This window comes from Acidithiobacillus sp. TH-A67 (assembly GCF_057473545.1).
This window is the reverse complement of sequence record NZ_JBYCKU010000030.1, coordinates 15,637-37,762: the sequence shown is the minus strand read 5'-3', so window position 1 is coordinate 37,762 and position 22,126 is coordinate 15,637. Positions and strand designations below refer to the sequence as shown.

23 protein-coding genes and 1 pseudogene are annotated in these 22,126 nt (G+C 60.9%); 9 read left to right on the top strand and 15 right to left on the bottom strand.

Going from position 1 to position 22,126, the window contains the following annotated elements:
• Positions 1-7: 7 nt before the first annotated feature.
• From AC2VNM_RS04085 to def, 15 genes and pseudogenes are all read right to left on the bottom strand, one after another.
• Entirely contained in the window at positions 8-547 is a 540-nt protein-coding gene (locus tag AC2VNM_RS04085) for a F0F1 ATP synthase subunit delta (protein ID WP_483166421.1), read from the bottom strand.
• Positions 548-558: 11 nt separating this feature from the next.
• Positions 559-1,038, bottom strand: coding sequence for a F0F1 ATP synthase subunit B (locus AC2VNM_RS04080; protein ID WP_483166422.1), 480 nt, complete (start codon positions 1,036-1,038; stop codon positions 559-561).
• 44 nt (positions 1,039-1,082) lie between these two features.
• Complete coding sequence (gene atpE / locus AC2VNM_RS04075; RefSeq protein WP_215872117.1) at positions 1,083-1,337, bottom strand: F0F1 ATP synthase subunit C; 255 nt, start codon at positions 1,335-1,337, stop codon at positions 1,083-1,085.
• 43 nt (positions 1,338-1,380) lie between these two features.
• On the bottom strand, positions 1,381-2,130 hold the full coding sequence (atpB, locus tag AC2VNM_RS04070) for a F0F1 ATP synthase subunit A (RefSeq protein ID WP_483166423.1): 750 nt from the start codon (positions 2,128-2,130) through the stop codon (positions 1,381-1,383).
• 3 nt (positions 2,131-2,133) lie between these two features.
• The gene (locus AC2VNM_RS04065) at positions 2,134-2,529 is read right to left on the bottom strand and encodes an ATP synthase subunit I (RefSeq protein WP_486912921.1); all 396 of its coding nucleotides are present in this window, start codon (positions 2,527-2,529) and stop codon (positions 2,134-2,136) included.
• A 49-nt stretch (positions 2,530-2,578) separates the two neighbouring features.
• Positions 2,579-3,436, bottom strand: coding sequence for a ParB/RepB/Spo0J family partition protein (locus AC2VNM_RS04060; RefSeq protein ID WP_483166425.1), 858 nt, complete (start codon positions 3,434-3,436; stop codon positions 2,579-2,581).
• Complete coding sequence (locus AC2VNM_RS04055; RefSeq protein ID WP_483166426.1) at positions 3,433-4,188, bottom strand: ParA family protein; 756 nt, start codon at positions 4,186-4,188, stop codon at positions 3,433-3,435. The genes AC2VNM_RS04060 and AC2VNM_RS04055 overlap by 4 nt, the downstream gene beginning before the upstream one ends.
• A 24-nt stretch (positions 4,189-4,212) precedes the next feature.
• On the bottom strand, positions 4,213-4,920 hold the full coding sequence (gene rsmG, locus AC2VNM_RS04050) for a 16S rRNA (guanine(527)-N(7))-methyltransferase RsmG (RefSeq protein ID WP_483189644.1): 708 nt from the start codon (positions 4,918-4,920) through the stop codon (positions 4,213-4,215).
• Positions 4,921-6,794: pseudogene (mnmG, locus tag AC2VNM_RS04045) on the bottom strand (tRNA uridine-5-carboxymethylaminomethyl(34) synthesis enzyme MnmG).
• A gap of 116 nt (positions 6,795-6,910) precedes the next feature.
• On the bottom strand, positions 6,911-7,432 hold the full coding sequence (gene moaB / locus AC2VNM_RS04040; protein ID WP_483166429.1) for a molybdenum cofactor biosynthesis protein B: 522 nt from the start codon (positions 7,430-7,432) through the stop codon (positions 6,911-6,913).
• Complete coding sequence (locus AC2VNM_RS04035) at positions 7,432-8,829, bottom strand: sigma-54-dependent transcriptional regulator (protein ID WP_483166430.1); 1,398 nt, start codon at positions 8,827-8,829, stop codon at positions 7,432-7,434. The genes moaB and AC2VNM_RS04035 overlap by 1 nt, the downstream gene beginning before the upstream one ends.
• A complete protein-coding gene (locus AC2VNM_RS04030) occupies positions 8,826-11,051 on the bottom strand; it encodes a sensor histidine kinase (protein ID WP_483189642.1) in 2,226 nt (741 codons plus the stop codon). Before AC2VNM_RS04030 ends, AC2VNM_RS04035 begins: the two co-directional genes overlap by 4 nt.
• Entirely contained in the window at positions 11,048-12,316 is a 1,269-nt protein-coding gene (gene rsmB / locus AC2VNM_RS04025) for a 16S rRNA (cytosine(967)-C(5))-methyltransferase RsmB (RefSeq protein ID WP_483189641.1), read from the bottom strand. Before rsmB ends, AC2VNM_RS04030 begins: the two co-directional genes overlap by 4 nt.
• Complete coding sequence (gene fmt, locus AC2VNM_RS04020) at positions 12,313-13,248, bottom strand: methionyl-tRNA formyltransferase (RefSeq protein ID WP_483166433.1); 936 nt, start codon at positions 13,246-13,248, stop codon at positions 12,313-12,315. The genes rsmB and fmt overlap by 4 nt, the downstream gene beginning before the upstream one ends.
• Positions 13,241-13,744 carry a peptide deformylase gene (gene def / locus AC2VNM_RS04015; RefSeq protein WP_483166434.1) on the bottom strand — a complete coding sequence of 168 codons (504 nt, stop codon included), beginning with the start codon at positions 13,742-13,744 and terminating at the stop codon, positions 13,241-13,243. The genes fmt and def overlap by 8 nt, the downstream gene beginning before the upstream one ends.
• A gap of 75 nt (positions 13,745-13,819) precedes the next feature.
• On the opposite strand from def, the gene AC2VNM_RS04010 reads away from it, so the two are divergent.
• Genes AC2VNM_RS04010 through corA form a run of 9 tightly spaced genes read left to right on the top strand, consistent with a single transcriptional unit; the run spans position 13,820 to position 22,101 of the window.
• Positions 13,820-14,875, top strand: a complete 1,056-nt coding sequence (locus AC2VNM_RS04010; protein ID WP_483189640.1) for a LysM peptidoglycan-binding domain-containing protein — start codon at positions 13,820-13,822, stop codon at positions 14,873-14,875.
• The gene (gene dprA / locus AC2VNM_RS04005; RefSeq protein WP_483166436.1) at positions 14,872-15,945 is read left to right on the top strand and encodes a DNA-processing protein DprA; all 1,074 of its coding nucleotides are present in this window, start codon (positions 14,872-14,874) and stop codon (positions 15,943-15,945) included. The genes AC2VNM_RS04010 and dprA overlap by 4 nt, the downstream gene beginning before the upstream one ends.
• A gap of 9 nt (positions 15,946-15,954) precedes the next feature.
• Positions 15,955-16,395 (top strand): Smg family protein, encoded by a 441-nt coding sequence (locus tag AC2VNM_RS04000; RefSeq protein ID WP_215872130.1) that lies wholly within the window; start codon positions 15,955-15,957, stop codon positions 16,393-16,395.
• A 3-nt stretch (positions 16,396-16,398) separates the two neighbouring features.
• Positions 16,399-18,852, top strand: a complete 2,454-nt coding sequence (gene topA, locus AC2VNM_RS03995) for a type I DNA topoisomerase (RefSeq protein WP_483166437.1) — start codon at positions 16,399-16,401, stop codon at positions 18,850-18,852.
• Between the two features lie 3 nt (positions 18,853-18,855).
• Positions 18,856-19,182: a ferredoxin FdxA gene (gene fdxA / locus AC2VNM_RS03990; RefSeq protein ID WP_483166438.1), complete on the top strand. Its 327-nt coding sequence runs from the start codon at positions 18,856-18,858 to the stop codon at positions 19,180-19,182.
• A 23-nt stretch (positions 19,183-19,205) separates the two neighbouring features.
• Positions 19,206-19,889 (top strand): septum site-determining protein MinC, encoded by a 684-nt coding sequence (minC, locus tag AC2VNM_RS03985; RefSeq protein ID WP_483166439.1) that lies wholly within the window; start codon positions 19,206-19,208, stop codon positions 19,887-19,889.
• Positions 19,890-19,905: 16 nt separating this feature from the next.
• Complete coding sequence (gene minD / locus AC2VNM_RS03980) at positions 19,906-20,715, top strand: septum site-determining protein MinD (RefSeq protein ID WP_483189639.1); 810 nt, start codon at positions 19,906-19,908, stop codon at positions 20,713-20,715.
• A 1-nt stretch (position 20,716) separates the two neighbouring features.
• Positions 20,717-20,977 (top strand): cell division topological specificity factor MinE, encoded by a 261-nt coding sequence (gene minE, locus AC2VNM_RS03975; RefSeq protein WP_215872135.1) that lies wholly within the window; start codon positions 20,717-20,719, stop codon positions 20,975-20,977.
• 11 nt (positions 20,978-20,988) lie between these two features.
• Complete coding sequence (gene corA, locus AC2VNM_RS03970) at positions 20,989-22,101, top strand: magnesium/cobalt transporter CorA (protein ID WP_483189638.1); 1,113 nt, start codon at positions 20,989-20,991, stop codon at positions 22,099-22,101.
• The last annotated feature ends 25 nt before the right edge of the window (positions 22,102-22,126 follow it).

Genomic DNA, 22,126 nt, shown 5'->3' with positions numbered 1-22,126 from the left:
CCTCAATTCAATTGCGAAGATTTTGCGCCAGTTGTTGCAACTGGCCGCGCACGGATGCGTCAATGGATTCGTCACCGGCGCGGATGACCAGACCGCCCAGGAGATCAGGGTCTACCGCCGCCCGCAGGGTCACGTGCATACCAGGATGCCGGCGTTCCAGTGCAGCAGCTACGGCCGCCCTCTGATCGTCGTCCAAAGCGAATGCGCTGGTAACCAACACATCGAGTTCCCCTTTCGCACGTCGTACCGCGGCGCGGAAGAGTTCGGCGATTTCTCGGGAAAGCGACCAGCGCTCGTTATCGATGAGCAGCTGGACGAAGCGCGTCCAGGCCTCCTTGTCGACGGCGACCGAAACACCCGCCAGCAAGGCTACCTTGTCGGCATCCAAGCGCTCTGGATCAGCGAGAAAGGCGCGCGCGTCTGCATCCTCGACCCAAGAGGCGAGGGCTTGCAGCGCATCATCCCAGGCACCCGTTACAGCGCCCGCCGATGCCATCTCGAAGAGGGCTTCAGCGTAGGGACGCGCGAGGGTAGTAGACTCTGCCATCATCGCCTCCGTCAGAGCTGGGCAACCATGCGATCAACGATGTCGCGATGATTGTCAGCGTTGATTTCCCGATGCAGGATCTGTTGCGAGCCGTCCACCACTAGGCGCACGACTTCACCACGCAACTGCTCGCGAGCGCGATTGCCTTCGACCTCGATCTCGGCTCGGGCTGCAGCGATGATGCGATCCGCCTCCTCACGCGCCTTGATTTGCGCTTCCTCGCGCATCTCAATACCACGTCGCTCGGCTAGAGAAATGATTTCGCTCGCTTTTTCTTTCGCTTCCCGTAGAATTTCGGCAGCGCGCTTCTGCGCGAGGTCAAGCTCTTCCTGACCACGCTCGGCGGCAGCCAAACCGTCCGCAATCTTTGCCGAGCGATCGTCCATTACCCGACGCAACGGACCATAAAGGTACTTGTAGAGCAAAATCACCAGGATCACGAAGGTGATCAGCTGGATGATCAGCGTCCCATTGATACTTACTGGATTCATGATGTCCTCTCTTGCACGGAGGCCGGCTCAGCCGACCAGGGGCATTAGCCGACGAAGGGGTTGGCGAAGAGGAACCAGAAGCCAAAAGCGAGAATGATGAAGGGGAAAGACTCCATCAAGCCAGCGAAGATGAAGGTGTTGACCAGCAGCTGCGGGCGCATTTCCGGCTGACGGGTAATGCCTTCGATGGTCTTGGAGGTGATCAAACCCCAGCCAATGGCCGAGCCGAGACCGGCGGCACCAAAGATGATACCCACGGCGATGGCAGTTGCTGCAACGATGATGGTATGTGCGTCCATGGTAAAGACTCCTTAGAATGTCAAAACAAAGCAGAAAGTGGAATTAGTGGTCCTGCATATTGGCCATGCCCAGATACACAACCGTCAGCACGGTGAAAATAAAGGCCTGGAGCATAATGATGAGGGATTCGAACAGCGACCAGACCTCGCCCATGATCAGGGTACCCCACCACGGCAATAGAGCGAGAAGCAGGAATACAAGCTCGCCAGCAAACATGTTGCCAAAGAGTCGCAAACCCAGACTCAGGGGCTTGGTGATTTCTTCAATCGCCGTCATGATGATGTTGATGGGCGCTAGGTACTTGCCGAATGGGTGGGTGAGGTAGGTCTTGAAGTACGCAAATCCTTTGACGCGTAGACTGGTGAAAATGGTCAGTCCAAAGACCGCCAACGCGACCGCAAAGGTGGTGTTCAAATTTACGGTAGGCGTGATGCGAAAGTGCTCGAGCCCAAACCAACCGGCGATAACTCCAGGCAGATAGGCAGGAATCACGTCCATACTGTTCATCAGCAGGATCCACACGAACACCGTCAGCGCCACCGGCGCAATCAGGGGATCGCGCACCGGAAAACTATCGGTAACCAGCTTATCGATAAACTCTACGGTTCCTTCGAGCCAGGCCTGCATTCCGGCTGGGGCTCCCCGCTGCAGGCGGGCACCGACCACCATGGAGGTGATTACCAGGATGGCAGCCATTACCCAACCAATCAGAATGGTATCGAGATCGAAGGTCCAGAATCCCTGGCCAACCGTCCAGTTGACCAGGTGATGGGCGATATCGCCAGATGCCACGTTTCATCTCCTTTTCTTGTTGCGCTCGCGCAACATGAAGCCTAAATACACAAAGTGTGCAAGCAAAAGACCGATGACCAAACCGACGATCGGCAGGTGCAACCAGGCCAAAGCCAACAGCAAGCCCAAGATGGTGAGCACCCAGCGCTGCAGCACCGCCGCACCTAGCCGCGCGCTGGCGGCAGCCGGTGAAACGGGGAGCGCCAATAGGCGGCTTCCCAAAATGAGCATGTTCAGTACGCTCAAAAAGGCGGCGTAGAGAATGGCCCAGGCCTCTCGCGCATTCCAGCGCCACGCACAAATGGCGGCGACGAGCAAAGCCAATACCAAAACCCACGCAGCAACTCGACCGACATAGGCCGAAAATGCCCAGGAGGCCATGGTTGATTTTTCTGACATCGGCCTCACCGCAAATTGGCAGGGAGTCTAAACACGCAGTCGGACGAGGTCAAGAGAGGGGCACTGAATCTTCCGTCACGCCCAGACGTTGCCATAGGGCGGCGGCCTCGGCGGCATTGCGCCAGCGAATGTGCAACTCTCCTCCTTCACGACGGACCGAGATGCGGACCTGCAGGCCCAACGCCGTTTCCAGCTGGACGAGCAGCGCGGCAAGGTTTGGGTCGACCTCCTTGGAGACTCGATTCTCGCGGTCCTGCACATTTTTGGCCAAGAGTTCGGCCTGGCGAACGCTCAGACCCTTGGCGATGATCTCCGCCGCCGCTTGCCGCTGTGCGGGGGGCGGCAGGGACAGTAAGGTCCGCGCATGTCCAGCAGTCAATCCGCCAGTGCGTAACTGCGGTGCTAAAGAGGGGTCGAGGCGGAGCAGGCGCAGCTGGTTACTGATGGCCGCTCGCGAGCGCCCCAACACCTGGGCCAGGGCCTCATGACTCAGGTGGAATTCATCAAGTAGACGCTGCAGAGCCGCGGCTTCCTCAAGGGGATCGAGATCCTGACGCTGGATATTTTCGATAATGCCGATCACCAAAGCCTGCTGTTCGGAGGCCTCGCGGATCAGGGCGGGAATCTCCCGCAGTCCGGCCAACTGTGCTGCGCGCCAGCGCCTCTCCCCCGCCAAGAGCTCATACCGGCCTCCGGCTTCGGCACGCACCAAAATAGGCTGCAGCACCCCTTCGGCGCGAATGGAATCTGCGAGTTCCGCCAGAGCCGCTTCGTCGAAATGTTTACGCGCCTGCTGTGCCCCCGGATGGATGAGGTCGAGAGGCAGATTGCGCAGGGTGCTGGTCTCCCGGTTACCGGCAAACAGGGCGTCGAGACCACGACCTAGCGCGGCAGGTTTTTTACTCATAACCGTTGCTCACGTTGCAAAAACTCTTGCGCCAGTTGGCGGTAGGCGTCGGCACCGGCACACTGCGGATCATAATGAATGGCTGGCTGGCCAAAGCTGGGGGCTTCCGCGAGCCGGACATTGCGGGGCACGATGACGCGGTACATACGCTCGGGGAAATGGCGCTCCAGCTCACCACTCACCTCGGTCGAGAGACGGTTACGCGCATCGAACATGGTACGCAGAAGGCCATCGACTTCCAGGCCGGGGTGCAATTGTGCGCGCACCCGGCGCAGGGTGTCGAGTAGTTGCGTCAGGCCCTCCAGGGCGAAATATTCGCATTGCATGGGGATCAACACCCGATCGGCTGCAACCAGGGCGTTCAGTGTCAGGAGGCCGAGGGACGGCGGGCAATCGATGAATGCGTAATCCCAATCCTGCGCGCCTCGCAGAGCGTCGCGCAGACGCAACTCGCGCCCTTCCTGCCCGGCAAGCTCTACTTCCAGAGCAGCGAGATCTAGGCTTGCGGCGAGCAAGGACAAGGCTCCACATCCTTGCAGCGCAGCCGACAGATCGACCTCCCCTAAAAGCAAGTGGTAAACATTGGGCCAGCGACTTTTATCGGCACCGAGCCCGGTGCTGGCGTTGCCCTGCGGATCCAGGTCGATCAGCAGCACGCGCTTGTCCAGGGCCGCCACGGCCGCCGCCAAGTTGACCGCCGTAGTGGTCTTCCCGACACCGCCCTTCTGGTTGGCTATGGCCACAACCCGCATCTTCTATCTCTCTCCGCTTCGCACTTACAGGATACCGACTGCGGGCGGAACCGACCAGTGACAGGATGACGCCGCGCTCTCCAGCTCGGCGCAGAGGGCAAAGCGTGGCGGTTGCCCGGGAATGGCCAATGGTTGGGCCACGAATCGTGCCGCCCAATCCGGTGGCAGTTTACTCATTTCTTCGGCCCAGGCCGGTCCTTTGGCGAGCAGCAACGCGATGCCTGGCTGCAAGCAACTTTGGGTCATGACGAGGAACTCCGCCAACTCAGCGGTGGCGCGACTGACCAGTACCATACGCTCGACGTAGCGTAAGTCCTCGGCGCGCTGTGCCCGAACTTCTGCCCACTCCAATCCTAGCAGGGACAACACATGACGCAGAAACGCCACCCGCTTACCCGCCGGCTCGACCAGCACGAAGGGTTGCTGCGGGCGCGCGATGGCCAGCGGGATGCCAGGCAGACCAGCGCCACTGCCAATGTCATATACCGGTCGATCCTTCGGCAAAAACGGTAACAAGGCCAAACTATCGAGCAAATGCCGGTATACGGCCGCCGATGGGTCCCGAATTGCTGTCAGGTTATGGGTCCGGTTCCACGACATCAGCTCTGCCAGGTAGCACAAAAGCCGCTCGCGCGCCTGCGGGCTGATTTCCTGGTCCAGGTCCATAGCGAGCAGCCCCTGATCAAGGCTCTGGCGCAGGGCGTTGCTGTCCATCTCGGGAATAGGTGGCACCTAACTCGCCGCCGCCCAGTGGTGACGTTTCACGTGAATCAACAGCAGGGAGACCGCAGCAGGTGTGACCCCAGGGATGCGGCGGCCTCCCCCACACTACGCGGCTGCTGCCGCTGCAGACGTTGCCGCACCTCCGTAGACAGACCGGAAATGACGCCAAAGTCGAGATCCGCCGGAATTTCCATGCTCTCCCAGCGTTGATTGCGTTCGACCTCTTCCTCTTGCCGCTGCACATAGCCGGCATATTTGCAGTCGATTTCCAGTACCGCGGCAAGGGAGACCGGTAACGGATCGCTGATACCACAGTCTGCCAGCAGTTCGGGATAGCTCAACTCCGGGCGACGCAACAACTCCCAGAGGTTATGGTCCCGGCGTAGGGGTTGCGGCAGGCGCATGGCCAGGTTTTGGGCTGCGGGAGAGTCTTCGCCAATACGGATGGATTCCAAGCGCTGCCGTTCACCGCGCAGCGCTTCCTGCTTGGCGACAAAGCGTTGCCAGCGCTCTTCGTCTACCAAGCCGAGCTCTCGGCCTACCGGCGTCAGGCGCTGGTCGGCATTGTCTTCGCGCAGCCGCAGTCGATATTCCGCGCGGCTGGTGAACATCCGATAGGGTTCATCCAGCCCGCGGGTAACCAGATCATCTACCATCACGCCAAGATAGGCCTCATGTCGTGCCGGACACCAGCCCTTCTCGCCACGCTCCCAGCGGGCGGCATTGATCCCCGCCAGGAGCCCCTGCGCCGCCGCCTCCTCGTAGCCCGTCGTACCGTTGATCTGTCCGGCACAGAAGAGCCCGGGCAGAAGCTGACTATGCAACTCTGGGGTCAGGGCGCGGGGGTCGAGGTAGTCATACTCGATGGCGTAGCCCGGGCGCAACAAGACGGCGTTTTCCAGGCCGCGCATGCTGCGTACCAGCGCCTCCTGCACGGCAAAAGGGAGGCTGGTGGAGATCCCGTTGGGGTAGACCTCCTGGGTGCGCAGGCCTTCGGGTTCGAGAAAGATCTGGTGTGACGCCTTGTCGGCAAAGCGCACGATTTTATCCTCGATGGAAGGACAGTAGCGTGGTCCCTTGGATTGAATGTGCCCCCCATACATGGCCGAATGCTGCAAGTTGTCGGCGATGATGCGATGGGTTTCGGCATTGGTATAAGTAATATGGCAGGGGCGCTGTTCGACCTCGATGCGCTCCGTCAGGAAGGAAAAGGGGGGCGCCGGGTCATCGCCGGGCTGGATCTCGAGCACGGAGTAATTGATGCTACGCCCGTCGATGCGCGGCGGGGTGCCGGTCTTCAACCGGGCCACCGGAAACTCGAGGGCACGCAGACGTTCCGCCAGGGCATTGGCCGGGGCGTCACCGGCGCGTCCCGCCGGGTAACTTTGATCGCCGATGTGGATGCGTCCGGCGAGGAAAGTGCCGGTGGTAAGGACCACAGCCGGAGCACGAAATTCCTGCCCATTCTCCAGCCGCACACCCGCGATCCTGCCACCTTCTACCAACAGATCGCCCACGCTGCCCTGAAACATCTGCAGGAGTGGTAGTTCTTCCAGCAGCTCACGCACCGCGAGCTTATACAGGCTGCGATCGGCCTGGGCGCGCGTGGCACGTACTGCCGGCCCCTTACGCGCATTGAGGACGCGGAACTGGATGCCGGCGCGATCGATGGCACGGCCCATGACCCCGCCCAGGGCATCAATTTCCTTGACCAGATGCCCCTTGCCAATGCCACCAATGGCCGGATTGCAGGACATCTGCCCGATGGTGTCGATATTCTGGGTCAGCAGCAGACAACGGCTGCCGCTACGCGCGACTGCCGCCGCTGCCTCGATACCTGCGTGGCCAGCGCCTACCACAATGACGGAAAAGGTGTTTTTCATGGGCGGATTATCCTGCGACGATTGGCGTCGGGCAAGCTCCGAACAACGGCGCGCCAAGTACCGCGAGCACTGCAGATCAGTTTAATAGCGGGAGAGACTTTACCGCTTGCCGTTCGCTAGACCTCGCCGCGAATCCGCGGCAAGAGCTGGGTGAGATTGCAGGGACGCTGACGGATATCCAACTGGGGGACGATGATCTGGCTGACCCCCGTGCGCACAGCCCCCGTTGAACCAGGCAACAGGAAAAAGAGGGTCCCCGAGCAAACCGCAGCTTCAGCGCGCGACTGTATGGTGCTGGTACCGATTTCTTGGTAGGAAAGATAACGAAAGAGTTCACCAAATCCTGGGATGGGCTTGCTGACCAAGGGCGCCATGGCCTCGGGGCAGACATCGCGGCCGGTGAGTCCGCTACCCCCCGTGCTGACGACGACATCGATCTGTGGGTCATCGATCCACGCCTGCATCTGCGCCCGCAGGGCCAGCAGATCATCGGCAACGATGGCACGCTGGACGATCCGATGACCCGCCTCGCGCAGCAGAGTATCGGCAGCGTCACCCGACTTGTCGGTTTCGGGGGTGCGGGTGTCCGAGGCCGTGAGGATGGCAATACCCAGGGGTTGAAACGATCGTTCTTCCATCAGTCCTCCAGTTCATCCTCCGGGCGCCGCTCGCCGCGCAGCCCAATCCCCAGATTCTTCAGTTTGCGGTAGAGATGGGTACGCTCGAGACCGGCGGCTTCTGCCGTCCTGGCAATGTTCCAGTCGTTGCGCGCCAGATGATATTCGAGAAAGGCGCGCTCGAAGCGTTCACGCGCACGCTTCAGGGTGCCGCCGAAATCATCCGGCGAGGCGTTACCGAGGGGCATCAGGCGCTGATCCAGCCCCAGCGCGCCCTCCACCTCTTCGGCACTGACTTCGGGACCCTCGCTGAGAATCAACAGGCGTTGTACCAGGTTCTGTAATTCCCGCACGTTTCCAGGCCAGGGATAGTGGCGCAAAACCTCCATGGCCTCCGGCAGAAACTGCCGCCGACTCAGACCCTCGCGCCGGCGGTACAGCCCCATGAACTCCTCGACCAGCTCTGGGATATCGGCACTGCGCTGCGCGAGGCTGGGCACTTGCAGCGGCAGGGCCTGCAGGCGGTAGAAGAGATCATGGCGGAACTGCCCCGCGGCTACCAGTTTTTGCAGATCGCGCGCCGTACCGGCAATAACGCGTACATCGAGGTCCACCGGCGTCGTCCCTCCCACCCGGAGGATGCGCCCCTCCTGCAGGGCAGAGACCAGACGCGCCTGGCTCTCGAGGTTCATGTCAGCAATTTCGTCGATGAAAAGGGTGCCACCGTGTGCCAATTCCAGACGCCCCCGCTGCACACGCCCGTCCTGCTCGGCGCCAAACAGCTCGACCGTGACATTGGGCTGAGCGATGACCGCCGCCCGCAAGTCGATGAATGGACTCTCGGCACGACGGCTGTGGCGGTGCAGGTAGCGCGCCGCGACCTCTTTGCCACTTCCCGCTTCGCCTTGGAGCAGGACCCAGGAGTCTACCGCCGCAACCCGTTTGAGTTGTTCGCGAAACTGCTTGATGGCCGGGCTTTCACCGGTAGGTCGTTCGATCACCCCACTCTGCTCGCGCAGCTCCCGGTTCTCGCGCTGTAGCCGGAAGGCTTCGAGGGCATGACCGACACTGAGCAGGGTCTTGTCCAGAGACAGGGGCTTCTCGATAAAATCATAGGCCCCCAGTTTCGTCGCCTGCACAGCAGTTTCGATGGTGCCATGCCCCGACATCATCACCACCGGCTGCTCCAGGCCATTACTCGCAAGACGCCGGAGGAACTGCAATCCGTCCTCCCCGGGCATCCAGATGTCGAGCAGAAGAAGATCGTAGAGGCCATCGCGCAGACGCGCCTCGGCCTCGGCGGCACTGGCTGCCTGGGTAACACGGTAGCCCTCGTCTTCGAGGATATCGGCCAGCGTGCTACGAATATCCGGCTCATCATCGACGACCAGAATGTTGAGTCTTCCCGCTTCCTTCATGCTTCCTCCGCCACCCCCGCCGCGAGGGGAAACCGCATCACCACCCGAGCCCCGCTTTCTTCCCGGTTTCCAGCCTCGATCTGTCCACCATGCTCCTCGACGATGCGTCGCACAATGGCCAATCCCAAACCCGAGCCCTTGGGTTTACTGGTCACGTAGGGCTCGAAAACCCGCGCCAGGAGGTCTGCAGGGAAGCCTGGACCATCATCTTCTACTATCCATTCTAGCATGGGTTGCTCCGGACCGAGCAGCATCCGAGTACGAATCCAGATGTGCCGCTGCCCCTCCGTTGCTGGCTCTGCCGTAGCAGCGATGGCATCGATGGCATTGCGCAGCAGATTGTTGAGGATCTGCCGCAGGCGATGGGCATCGGCGCGCAGCAGCGGCAGCTCGGGCGCCAGATCGCAGCGGATTTCCACTCCGGCGCCCTGCCCGCGATAAAGCTCGGCAACATCGGCAATCAAGGCGTTCAGATCAATGGGATGCAGGTCCAGCTTTGGCGCTCGGGCATATTCGGAGAAGGCATCGACCAACACTTTCAAGGCGTCGACTTGCTGGATGATGGTGTGGGTTGCCCGATCCAGCGTTTCCCCCTCGGCGCCAAGCCGTTCGAGATACTTGCGGCGCAGCCGCTCTGCCGAGAGCTGGATGGGCGTGAGCGGGTTCTTGATCTCGTGCGCCAGGCGCCGCGCTACCTCCCCCCACGCGGCGCTGCGCTGGGCAGCCAACAGCGGACTGATGTCGTCGAAGACCAGGACAAAACCCTCGGTCCCGCCCAGCTCGGCAAAGCGCGCGCCGTGCAGCAATAGGGTCTGGGTACCGTCACTACGTTCGATCTGCAGCTCCCGCTGCATGTCGTTGCGTGGCTGCTGAATCCAGTCCTGTGCCTGAGCCCAGAACGCGGCCAGTTGCGGCTCATTTTCCGGATCCGGCAGCCCGCTTTCCGGCAGACGCAGAATCTTCCTTGCCGCTGCATTGACTTCTGAGATCTTGCCATCATTGGCATATATCAGGATACCGCTGGAAATCTGCGCCAGGATGGTTTCCAGATAATACCGTCGCTGATCGGCCTCCTCCTGCGCCTTGGCCGCCTGCTGCTTGGCGCGTGCAAGCTGTCGCGTCATATTGTTGAAAGAATGAAGCAAAACGCCCAGCTCATCATTACTGGGAATGATTTGCAGGGGAATGAACTCGCCGCGCGCTACCGCTTGGGTCCCCGCGGCAAGGCGGGCGATGGGGGCGGTCAGGCGCCGGGCCAGGAGCAGGGCGATCCACAGCGCACTGAGCGCGGTCAGCAAGAGAGCGACCGCTAGGGTCATCTGAAAGGCCGTCTTCATGGGCCCGCGCATCAGGGTGAGTTGCCGATAGCGGTGATCGGCGTTTTGCACTGCTGCAGCGGCCCGACTGAATTGCTCCGGCACCACCTGCTCCACATAGAGCAGACGATTGCCGCGCCCAAAGTGCGGGTTCATCACCGGGATGAGCACGCGCACCAGGAACTGTCCGTTTTCGTCTGCCATTTTGACCAGCGGATGATTGGTATGGGCGCCAAGCAAAAGGTCGTGGGGCAGGCGAGGGACCAGCTCGAGGTTGTCGCTGCTGGTGGCAATGATGCGGTTGCTGCTGGAAAAGAGGGTGACGCTGCTCAGGCGAAACTGGTCGCGCATCTGGATGACAGTCAGCACTGCGGCACTGTCCGGCTGCCCGGTGAGCGCCTGGGCAATCGTCTCCGCCGACAGCAGGGTGCTGCTGCGGTAGCGGTCTACCCCCGCCTTGGCTACATCTACCGCCTGCTCGAGAGCGCTCTCCACCGCAGCGCTCAACCAGGAGTCAATGCCTTGATTGAGGTAACGCCAGGAGAAGGCAAACACCACGGCCGCTGGGGTCAGGCTGAGGATGGTGATGATCACGACCAGACGGGTGGCCAGCTGACTGCCCACCTCACCGCGCCGCAGACGCAGCAGCAGGCGGGCGACAGCGACCATGACCAACACCAGCAGGAGCAAAACGATGGCCGCCGAAGCGAGAAGCATGGGGATGAAAAAGGGGCTCAGCGGTCCTGCGGCACTGACAAAAAAAGTAAATGCGAGAAAGCCCAGGACCAGGAGGATCAGCAGCACCGCCCACCAGCGCAGGAAGCCGCCGCTCCCTTCGTCACCATCATTCTGGCGCAGTGCACGCAACCAGTAGCGGCGCGGCGAGGGGCGCTGACGTTCGCTCATGCCTGCGTACCGACCTTGCGCAGCAGCGCGTAGTAGAAGCCGTCCATGTCGTCCTGCCCGGGGAGGCGTTGACCGCAGCGCGGGTCTGGCACCCGCACCGCGTCGCCGTGCCCGGCAAGGAAATCCTGTATCTGCTCTTCGTTTTCTTCCGGCAAAATGGAGCAAGTGCAGTAGAGCAGGCGCCCCCCCGGTCGCAACTGTTGCCAAAGACCGCGCAGCAAACGCGCCTGCTCTTCACGCAAGGCGACGAGGTCCGGTTCGCGGTGCAGGATATCTGGGTGGCGACGAATGATGCCGGTGGCACTGCAAGGCGCATCGAGGAGAATGGCATCGAAAAGTTGCTTGTTGCTCCAGGTATCCGGCAAGGCCGCATCGGCCTCCCGCAGTTCGGCACTGAGGCCCTGCCGTTGCAGCGCCTCCTGCAGGCGGCGCAGACGTGGGGCGGAGCGGTCCAGGGCCAGCATATTCGTGGCCCCCAAGGCAAGCAGATGCGCGGTTTTGCCGCCGGGCGCGGCACAGGCATCGAGAACTTTTTCCCCCTGCTGGGGCGCGAGAATCTCCGCTGCCAGTTGCGCAGCGCCATCCTGCACTGTGACCCAGCCGGCGTCCCAACCCGGCAGATCGCGGACTGGCAAACTGCCGGGCAGGATCAGGGCGTCCGGCAATTGGTCATAGGTGCGGCTGGGCTGACCGCATTCTTGCAAGCGCCGTTGGTACGCATCGCGATTGAGCTGCTGCCGATTGACGCGCAACCACAGCGGCGCGGACTGGAGATTGGCAGCGACAATGGCGGGCCAGTCCTCTGGGTAGGCCGCCTGCAGGCGCTGCAGCAGCCACGCAGGATGCGATTCCGACAACGACATCGCCACTGTCTCGAGCGCCGGACGCTCGCGCAGATAGCGGCGCAGCACGGCATTGATCAGGCCTTTGGCCCAAGTCTTGCCGATAAGCTGGCTGGCCTCCACCCAGTCATTCACGATGGCAAAATCCGGGCGTTGCCCATGGCGCAATTCGTATAGCGCCAATTGCAGCAGGGCAAGCACCTGCTCATCCTGCTTGCCGGGGCGCAACAGGCTTTGCAACTGTTCGCGCAAGGCCTGGCTCTCGCGCAGGCCGCCACTCAGCAACCATTGCAGGCTGGCCCGCTCTGCCCCCTGCAGACCGGAGCGATCCAGGAGAAAATCCAGGCGCTCACCCGCCAACGCTGCCGGGTAGGCAAGCAGAGCGGCGCGGCGCAGGCGCTTCCCCTGCACGGCCTCGCTCAAACGAAAACCTCGCCCGCTTGCGGACGGTAGCCGCGCACGAAATCAGCACCGGAAAGTTGTGCCTTCCCCGCGGGTTGTACCCGGGTCAGCACCAAACTTCCCTGTCCACAGGCGACTTCCGGCCCTTCCGCCGTATTCGTGATCAGCGTGCCTGCTACGCCGCTAGCGCTACCCAGACGCGCCGCCCAGACGCGTAACGGCTGCTCCCGAAAACTCGTGTGCGCCACCGGGTAGGGATGGTAGGCCCGAATCAGGCGTTCGCTGGTCGCGGCGTCCTGTGACCAGTCGATACGCGCCTCTTCCTTGCGCAGCTTTTTGGCGTAGGTCGCCCGTTCGTGATCCTGAGACTGGGGTCGAAGTTCCCCCAGCCACAGACGGTCGAGAGCCTCGGAGAGGGCCTCGGCACCGAGTTCCGCCAGCCTATCGTGCAGGCTGGCTCCGGTGTCCGTATCCAGAATCGGCGTGCTGCGTGTCCACAGCACGGGGCCGCTGTCCAGTCCGGCTTCCATCTGCATGATACAGACCCCGGTTTCGCGATCGCCAGCAGCCAGCGCACGGACGATAGGAGCGGCACCGCGCCACGCCGGCAGGAGACTGGCGTGGACATTGATGGCGCCGAGGCGCGGCAGATCGAGCATCGCCTGCGGCAGAATCTGGCCAAAGGCAACGACAATGAGCAGATCGGGGGCCAACTGGGCCAACCAGTCGAGGGTTTCGGGGCGGCGGCTGGATTCTGGCTGTAATATCGGCAGCCCCGCCTGCATCGCCAGGGTCTTGACCGGACTCGCCTGGAGCTTGCGCCCGCGCCCCGCAGGACGATCCGGCTGGGTCAGAACGCCGACGACATTGTCCTGACGTGCCAACAGCTGAGCGAGCACGATCTGCGCGAATTCCGGCGTTCCGGCAAAGACGATGCGCCGGTCCTCAGCCATGCTGGCGCATCCGCTTTTCTGCCTTGCGGCGAATCAGATTCTGTTTCAGGCGGGAAAGATGATCGACAAAGAGCACGCCATTGAGGTGGTCGATTTCATGCTGCAGACAGACTGCCAGCAGGCCGTCGGCTTCCAGCTCTAGAGTCTTGCCACTGACGTCCTGAGCGCGCACCTTGACCCGATCAGCGCGGCGCACGGTCTCGAGAACCCCAGGAACGGATAGACATCCCTCCTTCATCTCCTCCTCGCCGGATTTCTCGATGATTTCGGGGTTGATGAGGGTCAGCAGCTCGTTGCGTCCATCGGAGACATCGACAACGATCAATCGCTGCGCGGCCGCCACCTGTGGTGCCGCAAGGCCGATGCCCGGGGCATCGTACATGGTTTCCGCCATATCATCCGCCAATTGACGGATTTCCCGATCGATTCGTGCCACCGGCTGAGCCAGGCCTTTGAGGCGGGTATCGGGATATTCGACAATTTTCAAAAGCGCCATAACCGGTCCGTTCTCGCAAAAATTGATATCTTGGACTAATACTATGGGGCGCGGAAGTCCCAAGGAGAAGAGATCATGCGGAAACGTGTTGTACCCCTGGCTATTGCCTGCGCCCTGCTGGGCCCTCTTGCCCCTGGCCTGGCACTCGCCGAGCCAGCAGCTGTCAGCCAGCAGTTGGGCAGTTATGTCGTACAACCCGGTGATACCCTATGGGGCATCGCCGCCCATTTCCTCAAAAATCCCTGGGAATGGCGGAAGATCTGGCACGCCAACCCACAGATCCGCAATCCCAATCTGATCTACCCCGGCGATCGCATCGTCCTGTACCGGATGCCCAATGGCGAACCTGCCGTCGAGGTCATTCCCCTGCAACCCCAACTGCAGGTAGCGGCCATTCCCAGTTACCATACGGGTATCATCATGCCCTTTCTGTACAGCCCGGCCATCGTCGCCAACAAGCAGGAGTACGACAAACTGCCCTATCTCGCTGCAGCACTGCATGAGCGTCCCGCCTATACCGCCGGGGACAAGGTCTTCGTCAGCGGCCTCGACCAGGCTGCAGTGGGAACCCGCTACAGTATCGTGCGTCTGGGTACTGAGCTGCATCGTCTGGCCGATCCCAAGCCGCTGGGCTATAGCGTGATCAATCTGGGCACCGCAGAGCTAGTGCACAACAACGGTAGCGAGGCAGAAATTCGTATTCTCTCAGCGCGGCGGGAAATCGATCTGGGCGACCGTCTGGTGCCGATCACCCCGAGACCGGCGCCACACTATTTCCCGAGCGCGCCCAAGCGGGCCGTCGCGGCACAAATCATCGCCAAAACCAACAACGCCGAAGAACTCACGGTAGGGCAGGTGGTCATCCTCGATCAGGGCGCAAATGCCGAGCTGAAGCCAGGCAACGTCATGGAGATCGACGACTCGGCACGGATGGGCAAGAATGCTGTCACCGGCAAGGATTTCCCCCTACCTCCGGAAAAAATTGGTACCCTGATGATTTTCCGCGTCTTTCCCCAGGTTTCTTATGCCGTCATCACCTCGGCAACGCGCGGCATTCCCTTGGGCGCCAATGTTTATTACCCGGTTGCCGGACCGGCAAAACTGCAGCAAGAGGCCCAACTCACTCCTTGAAACAATCCGCTTGGCTTGCCCTCCTGCGCTGCCCCGGCCTCGGCCCACGACGGCAGCGCCTCTTACTGGAACAACAGGAGTCTGCGGAGGCCTGTTTTGGCGTACGCCATCCCGATCTCCCTGCCGTCAGTCAGGAGTGGCTGCGCCGGGACCCGGAAGACTGCCTGACGGATGCCGATCGCCAATGGTTGGCAAACGCCGAGCAGGATCTCTGTACCTGGTTCGATGACGATTATCCCCCCTTGCTGCGGGAAATTGCCAATCCGCCCATGGCCCTGTTTCTGCGCGGTCAGCGCGCCCGGCTGCGCGACCCACTTTTCGCCATTGTCGGCAGCCGCAACCCGACGCCGGTGGGGAATGCCACAGCCCGTGCCTTTGCCGAGGAGCTGGGCAAGAACGGACTGGTGATTGTCAGTGGCCTGGCCATCGGCATCGACGCCGCCGCGCACCAGGGTGCTCTGCATTCGGGTACCATCGGAGTACTGGGCACCGGCACCGATCTGATCTATCCGCGCGAAAATCTGGACCTCGCCCGCGCCATGCTGGCGACGGGCCTCATCATCAGCGAACAGCCACCCGGCACCCGCGTCCATCGTGGCCTCTTTCCGCGCCGTAATCGGCTGATCAGCGGGCTTTGCCTGGGAACTTTGGTGGTCGAGGCAGCAGAAAACAGCGGCTCCCTGATCACCGCCCGTCTGGCCATGGAACAGGGCCGTGAGGTCTTTGCCATCCCTGGCTCGATCCACAGCCCTCTGGCCCGCGGCCCCCATCGTCTGATTCGGGACGGCGCCAAGCTGGTTGAGACAGCACAGGACATTCTCGAAGAGCTGGGACCTCTCTTTGCTGCCAGCCAGGGTGCTGAGATACGGGAACTGCGCCAGCCGGAGGACGAAACGGAACGTCAGGTATGGGCGGCACTGGGACAGGAAACCCTGAGCAGCGAGGAAATTGCCAGCCGCTGCGGATTGACGCTCCCGGCGCTTTCGTCCATCCTCTTGCACATGGAAATCCAAGGATATATCGCCTCCTGCCCTGGGGGGCGTTTCTGTCGCCTTCCCAATACCAACTAGGGGTCTGCCATGGAAGACGTCATCGACATCATCAGTTACCTACTCGACCACCTCGACGACGACGAGGAAAACAGCGAGATCGAGGAGCAATTGCTCGCCGCAGGGTATCCGGAAGAGGGAATTCAACGTGCCCTCGACTGGATGGACGGCTTCGACGAAGACCACAGCCCCGAAAACAGCCGCTCTGCCATCCGCAGCTATCAACCCTGGGAAAATCTGCAGTTATCCGTGGCAACGCGGGGGCAGCTGGCGGAATGGGAACACCTGGGCGTCATCAACAGCAGTATCCGGGAGCGCATTATCGACCGTCTTCTGGCCCTGGAACTGGAAGAGACCGACCTGGAGACCCTCGACTGGGTCGCCTTTCTGGTGATGGTCAACGAGGACGGCCCCGACGGCTACTGGATGGACCAACTTCTCAGCCCCGATGGCCGTCGCATCTTGCACTGACGCATGACCCACTTGCTAATTGTCGAGTCGCCAGCGAAGGCGAAAACCATCCAGAAGTATCTGGGCGGCGACTTTACGGTGCTTGCCTCCTACGGCCATGTGCGCGATCTGCTGCCGAAGGAAGGGGCCGTCGATACCGAACACGATTTTGCCATGCGCTATGCCGAAATCGCACGCAACGGCAAACATGTCGATGCCATTGCTAGCGCATTGCGCAAGGCCGATAGTCTCTGGCTCGCCACCGATCCGGATCGCGAGGGCGAGGCGATCTCCTGGCACCTGGTAGAGCTGCTGCGCGACAAGAAGTTGCTCGACGGCAAACCGGTACAGCGGGTGGTCTTCCACGAAATCACCCCGCGCGCAGTACAGGACGCCGTGGCGCATCCGCGCGCGATTGCCATGGATCTGGTCAATGCCCAGCAAGCGCGCCGCGCGCTGGATTATCTCGTCGGTTTCAATCTCTCGCCGCTGCTCTGGCGCAAGGTACGCCCCGGTCTTTCCGCCGGTCGCGTGCAGAGCGCAGCCCTACGCATGATCTGCGAGCGTGAAGCCGAAATCCGCGCCTTCGTTGCGCGCGAATATTGGACCCTGAGCGCAGAGCTGGAGCAGGAGGAAAAGCGTTTTTCCGCACGCCTCAGCCAGTGGCAGGAGAAAAAGCTCGAGCAATTCGACATTCCCGATGCGGCGGCTGCCGAGGCGATACGCAGTGAGATCCTTGCCAACCTCGAGCGCCAGCCGCTCCAGGTGATCAAGGTCGAGCGCAAGCAGCGCCAGCGGCAACCGGCCGCACCGTTTACTACCTCGACCTTGCAGCAGGAGGCTTCGCGCAAACTCGGCTTCAACGCCAGCCGTACCATGCGCGTTGCCCAACAACTCTACGAAGGCATCAGTATCGGTAACGAGACCGTTGGTTTGATCACCTACATGCGTACCGATGCGGTGAATCTCTCGGAAGATGCCATTGCCGCTATGCGCGACTTCGTGCAACAACACTTTGGCGGCGAATATCTCCCCAAAGAGGCGCGCCGTTTCAAGACCAAGGCCAAGAATGCCCAAGAAGCCCACGAGGCGATCCGCCCCACCGACATCCGCCGTCACCCCGACAGTCTGCAGGGCCGCCTCGACAAGGACCAATGGCGCCTTTACGACCTGATCTGGAAACGTGCTGTCGCCTGTCAGATGGCCGCAGCGCAGCTAGACCTGGTAGCCGTCGATTTCGCTGCGGGCAGTCACTGGCAACTACGCGCCAATGGTTCGACGGTCACCTTTCCCGGTTTTCTCGTGGTCTATCAGGAAGGCAAGGACGAGCAGGACGAAGACGACGAGCAACGCCTCCTGCCTGCCCTGCAAAATGGCGATCAACCCACTTTTCATGGGATCGAAGCCGAACAGCATTTCACCGAGCCGCCCCCGCGCTACAGCGACGCAACCCTGGTCAAGACCCTGGAGGCGCATGGAATTGGTCGACCGTCCACCTACGCGAGCATCATTCAGACCCTGCAGAACCGGGAATATGTTGCTGTGGAACAGCGGCGTTTTCACCCCACCGACTTAGGGGAGGTTGTCAACCAGTTCCTGGTACAGCATTTTGACCAATATGTCGACTATGGCTTCACCGCCGAGCTCGAGGACCAGCTCGATGCCATCTCCCGCGGCGAGAAGGACTGGCAGCCGGTATTGAGGGACTTCTGGAAGCCTTTTCATCAGCGTCTAGAAGACAAAGCCAATATCAGTCGCTCCGAGGCAACCAGCGAGGCGATCGACGAAAACTGCCCCGAGTGTGGTAAACCGTTGCGCCTCAAGCTGGGGCGCTACGGGCGCTTCATCTCTTGTAGTGGCTATCCCGACTGCAATTACGCCCGCCCCATCGATGGCCCGCGTGAGGCACCAGAACCCGTCGGGCGCGACTGTCCCGACTGCGGCAAGGCCTTGGTCTATCGCCAGGGGCGCTACGGGCGCTTCATTTCCTGCAGTGGTTACCCGAGCTGCAAATATCTGGAGAGCCTAAGCACACCCAAATCCACTGGCGTCACCTGCCCAGCCTGTGGCAGCGGCGAGCTGGTGGAGAAGCGCAGTCGTTACGGCAAGACCTTCTACTCCTGCAACACCTACCCCAAATGCAAATATGCCGTTTGGGGAGAGCCCGTCGCCCGCGCCTGCCCACGCTGCGCTTGGCCGGTGCTCTATAAAAAGAGTACCAAGCGTCGCGGTGAGGAGTTAGTCTGTCCTCAGGCAGACTGCGCCTTCCATTTTCCAGAAGCGGCAGCGCCCGTCGAAATCGAAGAATTGTTGCGCGACTACGTAGCTCCGGAGCCCAAAGCAGAGGAGGAAGCAGCAGACGGCAAGCCAAAAAAGGCTGCGCGTCGAAGCCCGGCTACTGCAAAAAAGACAAGTAGCAGCAAGAAGTCCGCCAGCGCCAAAAGTACCCGAAAAAAATCCAGCCCTGCCAAGGTTTGAAGCATGACCTACGTTGTCACCGAAAATTGTATCGAATGCAAATATACCGATTGTGCCGAAGTCTGCCCTGTCGAATGCTTTCACGAGGGGCCAAACTTTCTGGTCATCGATCCGGTCGAGTGTATCGACTGTGCTGCCTGTGTTCCCGAGTGTCCGGCCGATGCGATCTATGCCGAAGACGAAGTGCCTGACGATCAGAAACATTTCACCGCCCTGAATGCAGAACTCACCCGCCACTGGCCCGTTATCTTGCGCAAGAAGGCGGCCCTGCCCCAGGCAGAGGAGTTCAATGGAAAAAAAGACAAGCTGCCACTGCTGCGACGCGATTAGTCCTGACGGGTTTCACGTGAAACATGAATGCCACCCCGACGAAATCGACCCTGCGCCTTAGTGGCGGGGTATTCACCCTCAGCATCTTGCGTCTGACGCACGCTTCTGCCAAGACCTTGCAGGCGGAACTTGCGGCCCAGGGACCGGCGTTGCGTCTGGTACAGGGGGCAGCGATCATCCTGGACCTGACCGACATCGATCCATCACTTTCCCTGCCCTTCAGCGAATGGCTGACGATTCTCCGCGAAGCCGGCTGTTTTCCCATCGGGGTGCGTAATGTCAGCGACGAACAAGCGGAAGCCGCGGCTGCTCTCGGGCTACCCCACCTGCGCGGCAGCGACGCCAAGGCCGCCAGCGCGCCGCCGGCGTCGAATACCGCTGCAGGCAGCGTGTTCAGCCAGCCCCTGCGCTCAGGTCAGCGCCAGTACGCGCGAGGTGGCGATCTGGTCTGTCTGGGCGCCGTCAACGCTGGCGCCGAAGTCCTGGCCGACGGACATGTCCACGTCTATGGCCCCTTGCGCGGACGGGCCTTGGCGGGCGTTCAGGGAGACGAATCAGCACGCATTTTCTGTCAACGTCTGGAGGCAGAGCTGGTAGCCATTGCCGGCGTCTACATGACCCTTGACGCGGAGCACCCCCTTTGGGGCAAAGCTGCACAGGTTTCCCTCGATGGTGAACACCTGCATATAATCGCGTTGGAGAATTAATACAGGAGAGAAACTCGTGGCCCAAACTGTCGTCGTCACCTCCGGTAAAGGAGGAGTGGGCAAAACCACTACCAGCGCAGCCTTCGCCAGCGGCCTTGCCCAGCGCGGGTATCGCACTGTCGTCATCGATTTTGACGTAGGCCTGCGCAACCTCGATCTGGTCATGGGTTGTGAGCGTCGGGTGGTCTACGATTTCATCAACGTCATTCATGGAGAGGCACGCCTGCAGCAAGCGCTGATCCGCGACAAGATGCTGGAAAATCTCTACATCCTGCCGACCTCGCAAACCCGCGACAAAGATGCCCTGACGACAGATGGTGTGGCTCGCGTCATGGAGGAGCTGCAGACACAGTTCGATTACATTGTTTGTGACTCGCCCGCCGGCATCGAGAGCGGCGCCTTGCGGGCGCTGTACCACGCCGATGCCGCGATTGTTGTCACGAACCCCGAGGTTTCCTCGGTCCGCGACTCCGACCGCATCCTGGGCATTCTCGCCGCCCGTTCCAAGCGCGCCGAGGAAGGCGCCGAACCCATTCGCGAACATCTCCTGCTTACCCGCTATGCACCGAAGCGCGTCCAAGGTGGCGAAATGCTCTCCCTCGACGATGTGCAGGAGCTGCTACGCATTCCGCTGCTCGGCGTGATTCCGGAATCCGAGGTCATTCTGCAGGCGTCCAATCAGGGCATTCCGGCGATCCATATGCAGGGCACCGACGTCGCCCTCGCCTATAAAGACGTCGTGGCCAGGTTTTTAGGCGAAGAGCGACCACTGCGTTTTGTACAACCTGAAAAAACCGGTTTCTTCAAGCGACTCTTTGGAGGCTGACATGTCTTTTCTCGATTACTTTCTCGGATCGCGAAAAAAGACGGCCAGCGTCGCCAAAGATCGCCTAAAGCTGATCCTCGCGCATGAGCGCAGTGCCGATACACCAGACTTTCTCCCCGCACTGCAGGAAGAGTTACTGACGGTCATCAGTAAATACATGCCAGTCGAGAAGGACCAGATTTCCGTGCACATGGAGCGCCGCGGTGACTTTGAGGTGCTGGAGCTCAATATTCTCTTTCCGGAGCAACATTCGCCAGGCTAACGAGGGAGCAGATGGCCAGATGTCAGCGCGTTTCACGTGAAACCAAAGTTACCGGACAAGTGCAGCGCAGCGGACTCCCGCCAGGAACCTTACTGGACAAACCGGACTCCGTCCCGGCCGAACTTCGTCTGGTTGTCTACAGTCCGCAAAACTACTCCCAGGACAAGGACGTAAGCATTGCCAGCGCCGCTGCCAGCACCGAGGCACATCGCGGAGTAATCTGGCTGCACTTTCATGGTATGCCAGACCGGGCGCAACTAGAGGAATTGGGCACGCGTTTCGAAATCCATCCCCTGACCCTGGAAGACATTCAAAGCGCACAGCAACAGGCGAAACTCGAGCCCTTCGAGAACTACGTCCACCTGCAATGCCAGCAGATATCGCGGCATGGTCACGAGTTCCAGGTCACCCCCTTCCACATCATTCTACACGAAGGCTTGGTGATCAGCGTGTCTGCAGGGCGCCAGGAGCTGACCGCGGTACTACTGGACCGCATACAGAATGACCAGTCACGGCTTCGCCGCAGCGGTCCGGAATACCTCGTCTATGCCTTACTGGATCTGGTGGTGGATCAGGCCTTTCCAGCGTTACAAGGCTTCACCGATGAGGTGGAACGGCTGGAGGAAAAACTCCTGCAACGCACTCACAAAGCCCAACTTGCTGAGATACAGCAGAGCAAAAGGGAGCTGATCCTGTTCAATCATGTCCTCTGGCCCATGCAGGAAATGGTCTCGCGGCTGAACCACAGCATCGGCGAGCACCGCCTGCTACCCGACGGCCTACGTCCCTTTTTGAACGACCTCTACGACCATACCATTCAGCTCATGAGCCTGCTGAACAGCGAACGCGACGTGGTCAGCGGTCTGATGGATATCTACTTGTCGATGGTGAACAATCGCTTGAGCGATATCATGCGCGTGCTGACCATCATCTCCACCATTTTCATTCCGCTCACCTTCGTCACCGGTATCTACGGGATGAATATCGACGGCATCCCCCTACTGCATTATCGCTACGGCTACGAGATCGTTGTGGGTTTCATGTGGCTCGTCGCCTTGCTCATGATCTGGTATTTCCGCCGCCGCGGCTGGCTCTTTCAGCGCGAAAACAACGATCATAGCTAGGTCCAACGGCACTGCCCCTCAATAT

Excerpts from the sequence above, each read along its gene's own strand:
- AC2VNM_RS04080 (WP_483166422.1), bottom strand. The coding sequence starts at position 1,038 with ATGAATCCAGTAAGTATCAATGGGACGCTGATCATCCAGCTGATCACC.
- minC (WP_483166439.1), top strand. The coding sequence starts at position 19,206 with ATGAATGCCACCCCGACGAAATCGACCCTGCGCCTTAGTGGCGGGGTA.
- AC2VNM_RS04065 (WP_486912921.1), bottom strand. The coding sequence starts at position 2,529 with ATGTCAGAAAAATCAACCATGGCCTCCTGGGCATTTTCGGCCTATGTC.
- fdxA (WP_483166438.1), top strand. The coding sequence starts at position 18,856 with ATGACCTACGTTGTCACCGAAAATTGTATCGAATGCAAATATACCGAT.
- AC2VNM_RS04030 (WP_483189642.1), bottom strand. The coding sequence starts at position 11,051 with ATGAGCGAACGTCAGCGCCCCTCGCCGCGCCGCTACTGGTTGCGTGCA.
- AC2VNM_RS04010 (WP_483189640.1), top strand. The coding sequence starts at position 13,820 with ATGCGGAAACGTGTTGTACCCCTGGCTATTGCCTGCGCCCTGCTGGGC.
- AC2VNM_RS04085 (WP_483166421.1), bottom strand. The coding sequence starts at position 547 with ATGGCAGAGTCTACTACCCTCGCGCGTCCCTACGCTGAAGCCCTCTTC.
- minE (WP_215872135.1), top strand. The coding sequence starts at position 20,717 with ATGTCTTTTCTCGATTACTTTCTCGGATCGCGAAAAAAGACGGCCAGC.
- AC2VNM_RS04055 (WP_483166426.1), bottom strand. The coding sequence starts at position 4,188 with ATGCGGGTTGTGGCCATAGCCAACCAGAAGGGCGGTGTCGGGAAGACC.
- corA (WP_483189638.1), top strand. The coding sequence starts at position 20,989 with ATGGCCAGATGTCAGCGCGTTTCACGTGAAACCAAAGTTACCGGACAA.
- atpE (WP_215872117.1), bottom strand. The coding sequence starts at position 1,337 with ATGGACGCACATACCATCATCGTTGCAGCAACTGCCATCGCCGTGGGT.
- AC2VNM_RS04060 (WP_483166425.1), bottom strand. The coding sequence starts at position 3,436 with ATGAGTAAAAAACCTGCCGCGCTAGGTCGTGGTCTCGACGCCCTGTTT.
- topA (WP_483166437.1), top strand. The coding sequence starts at position 16,399 with ATGACCCACTTGCTAATTGTCGAGTCGCCAGCGAAGGCGAAAACCATC.
- AC2VNM_RS04035 (WP_483166430.1), bottom strand. The coding sequence starts at position 8,829 with ATGAAGGAAGCGGGAAGACTCAACATTCTGGTCGTCGATGATGAGCCG.
- fmt (WP_483166433.1), bottom strand. The coding sequence starts at position 13,248 with ATGGCTGAGGACCGGCGCATCGTCTTTGCCGGAACGCCGGAATTCGCG.
- AC2VNM_RS04000 (WP_215872130.1), top strand. The coding sequence starts at position 15,955 with ATGGAAGACGTCATCGACATCATCAGTTACCTACTCGACCACCTCGAC.
- moaB (WP_483166429.1), bottom strand. The coding sequence starts at position 7,432 with ATGGAAGAACGATCGTTTCAACCCCTGGGTATTGCCATCCTCACGGCC.
- def (WP_483166434.1), bottom strand. The coding sequence starts at position 13,744 with ATGGCGCTTTTGAAAATTGTCGAATATCCCGATACCCGCCTCAAAGGC.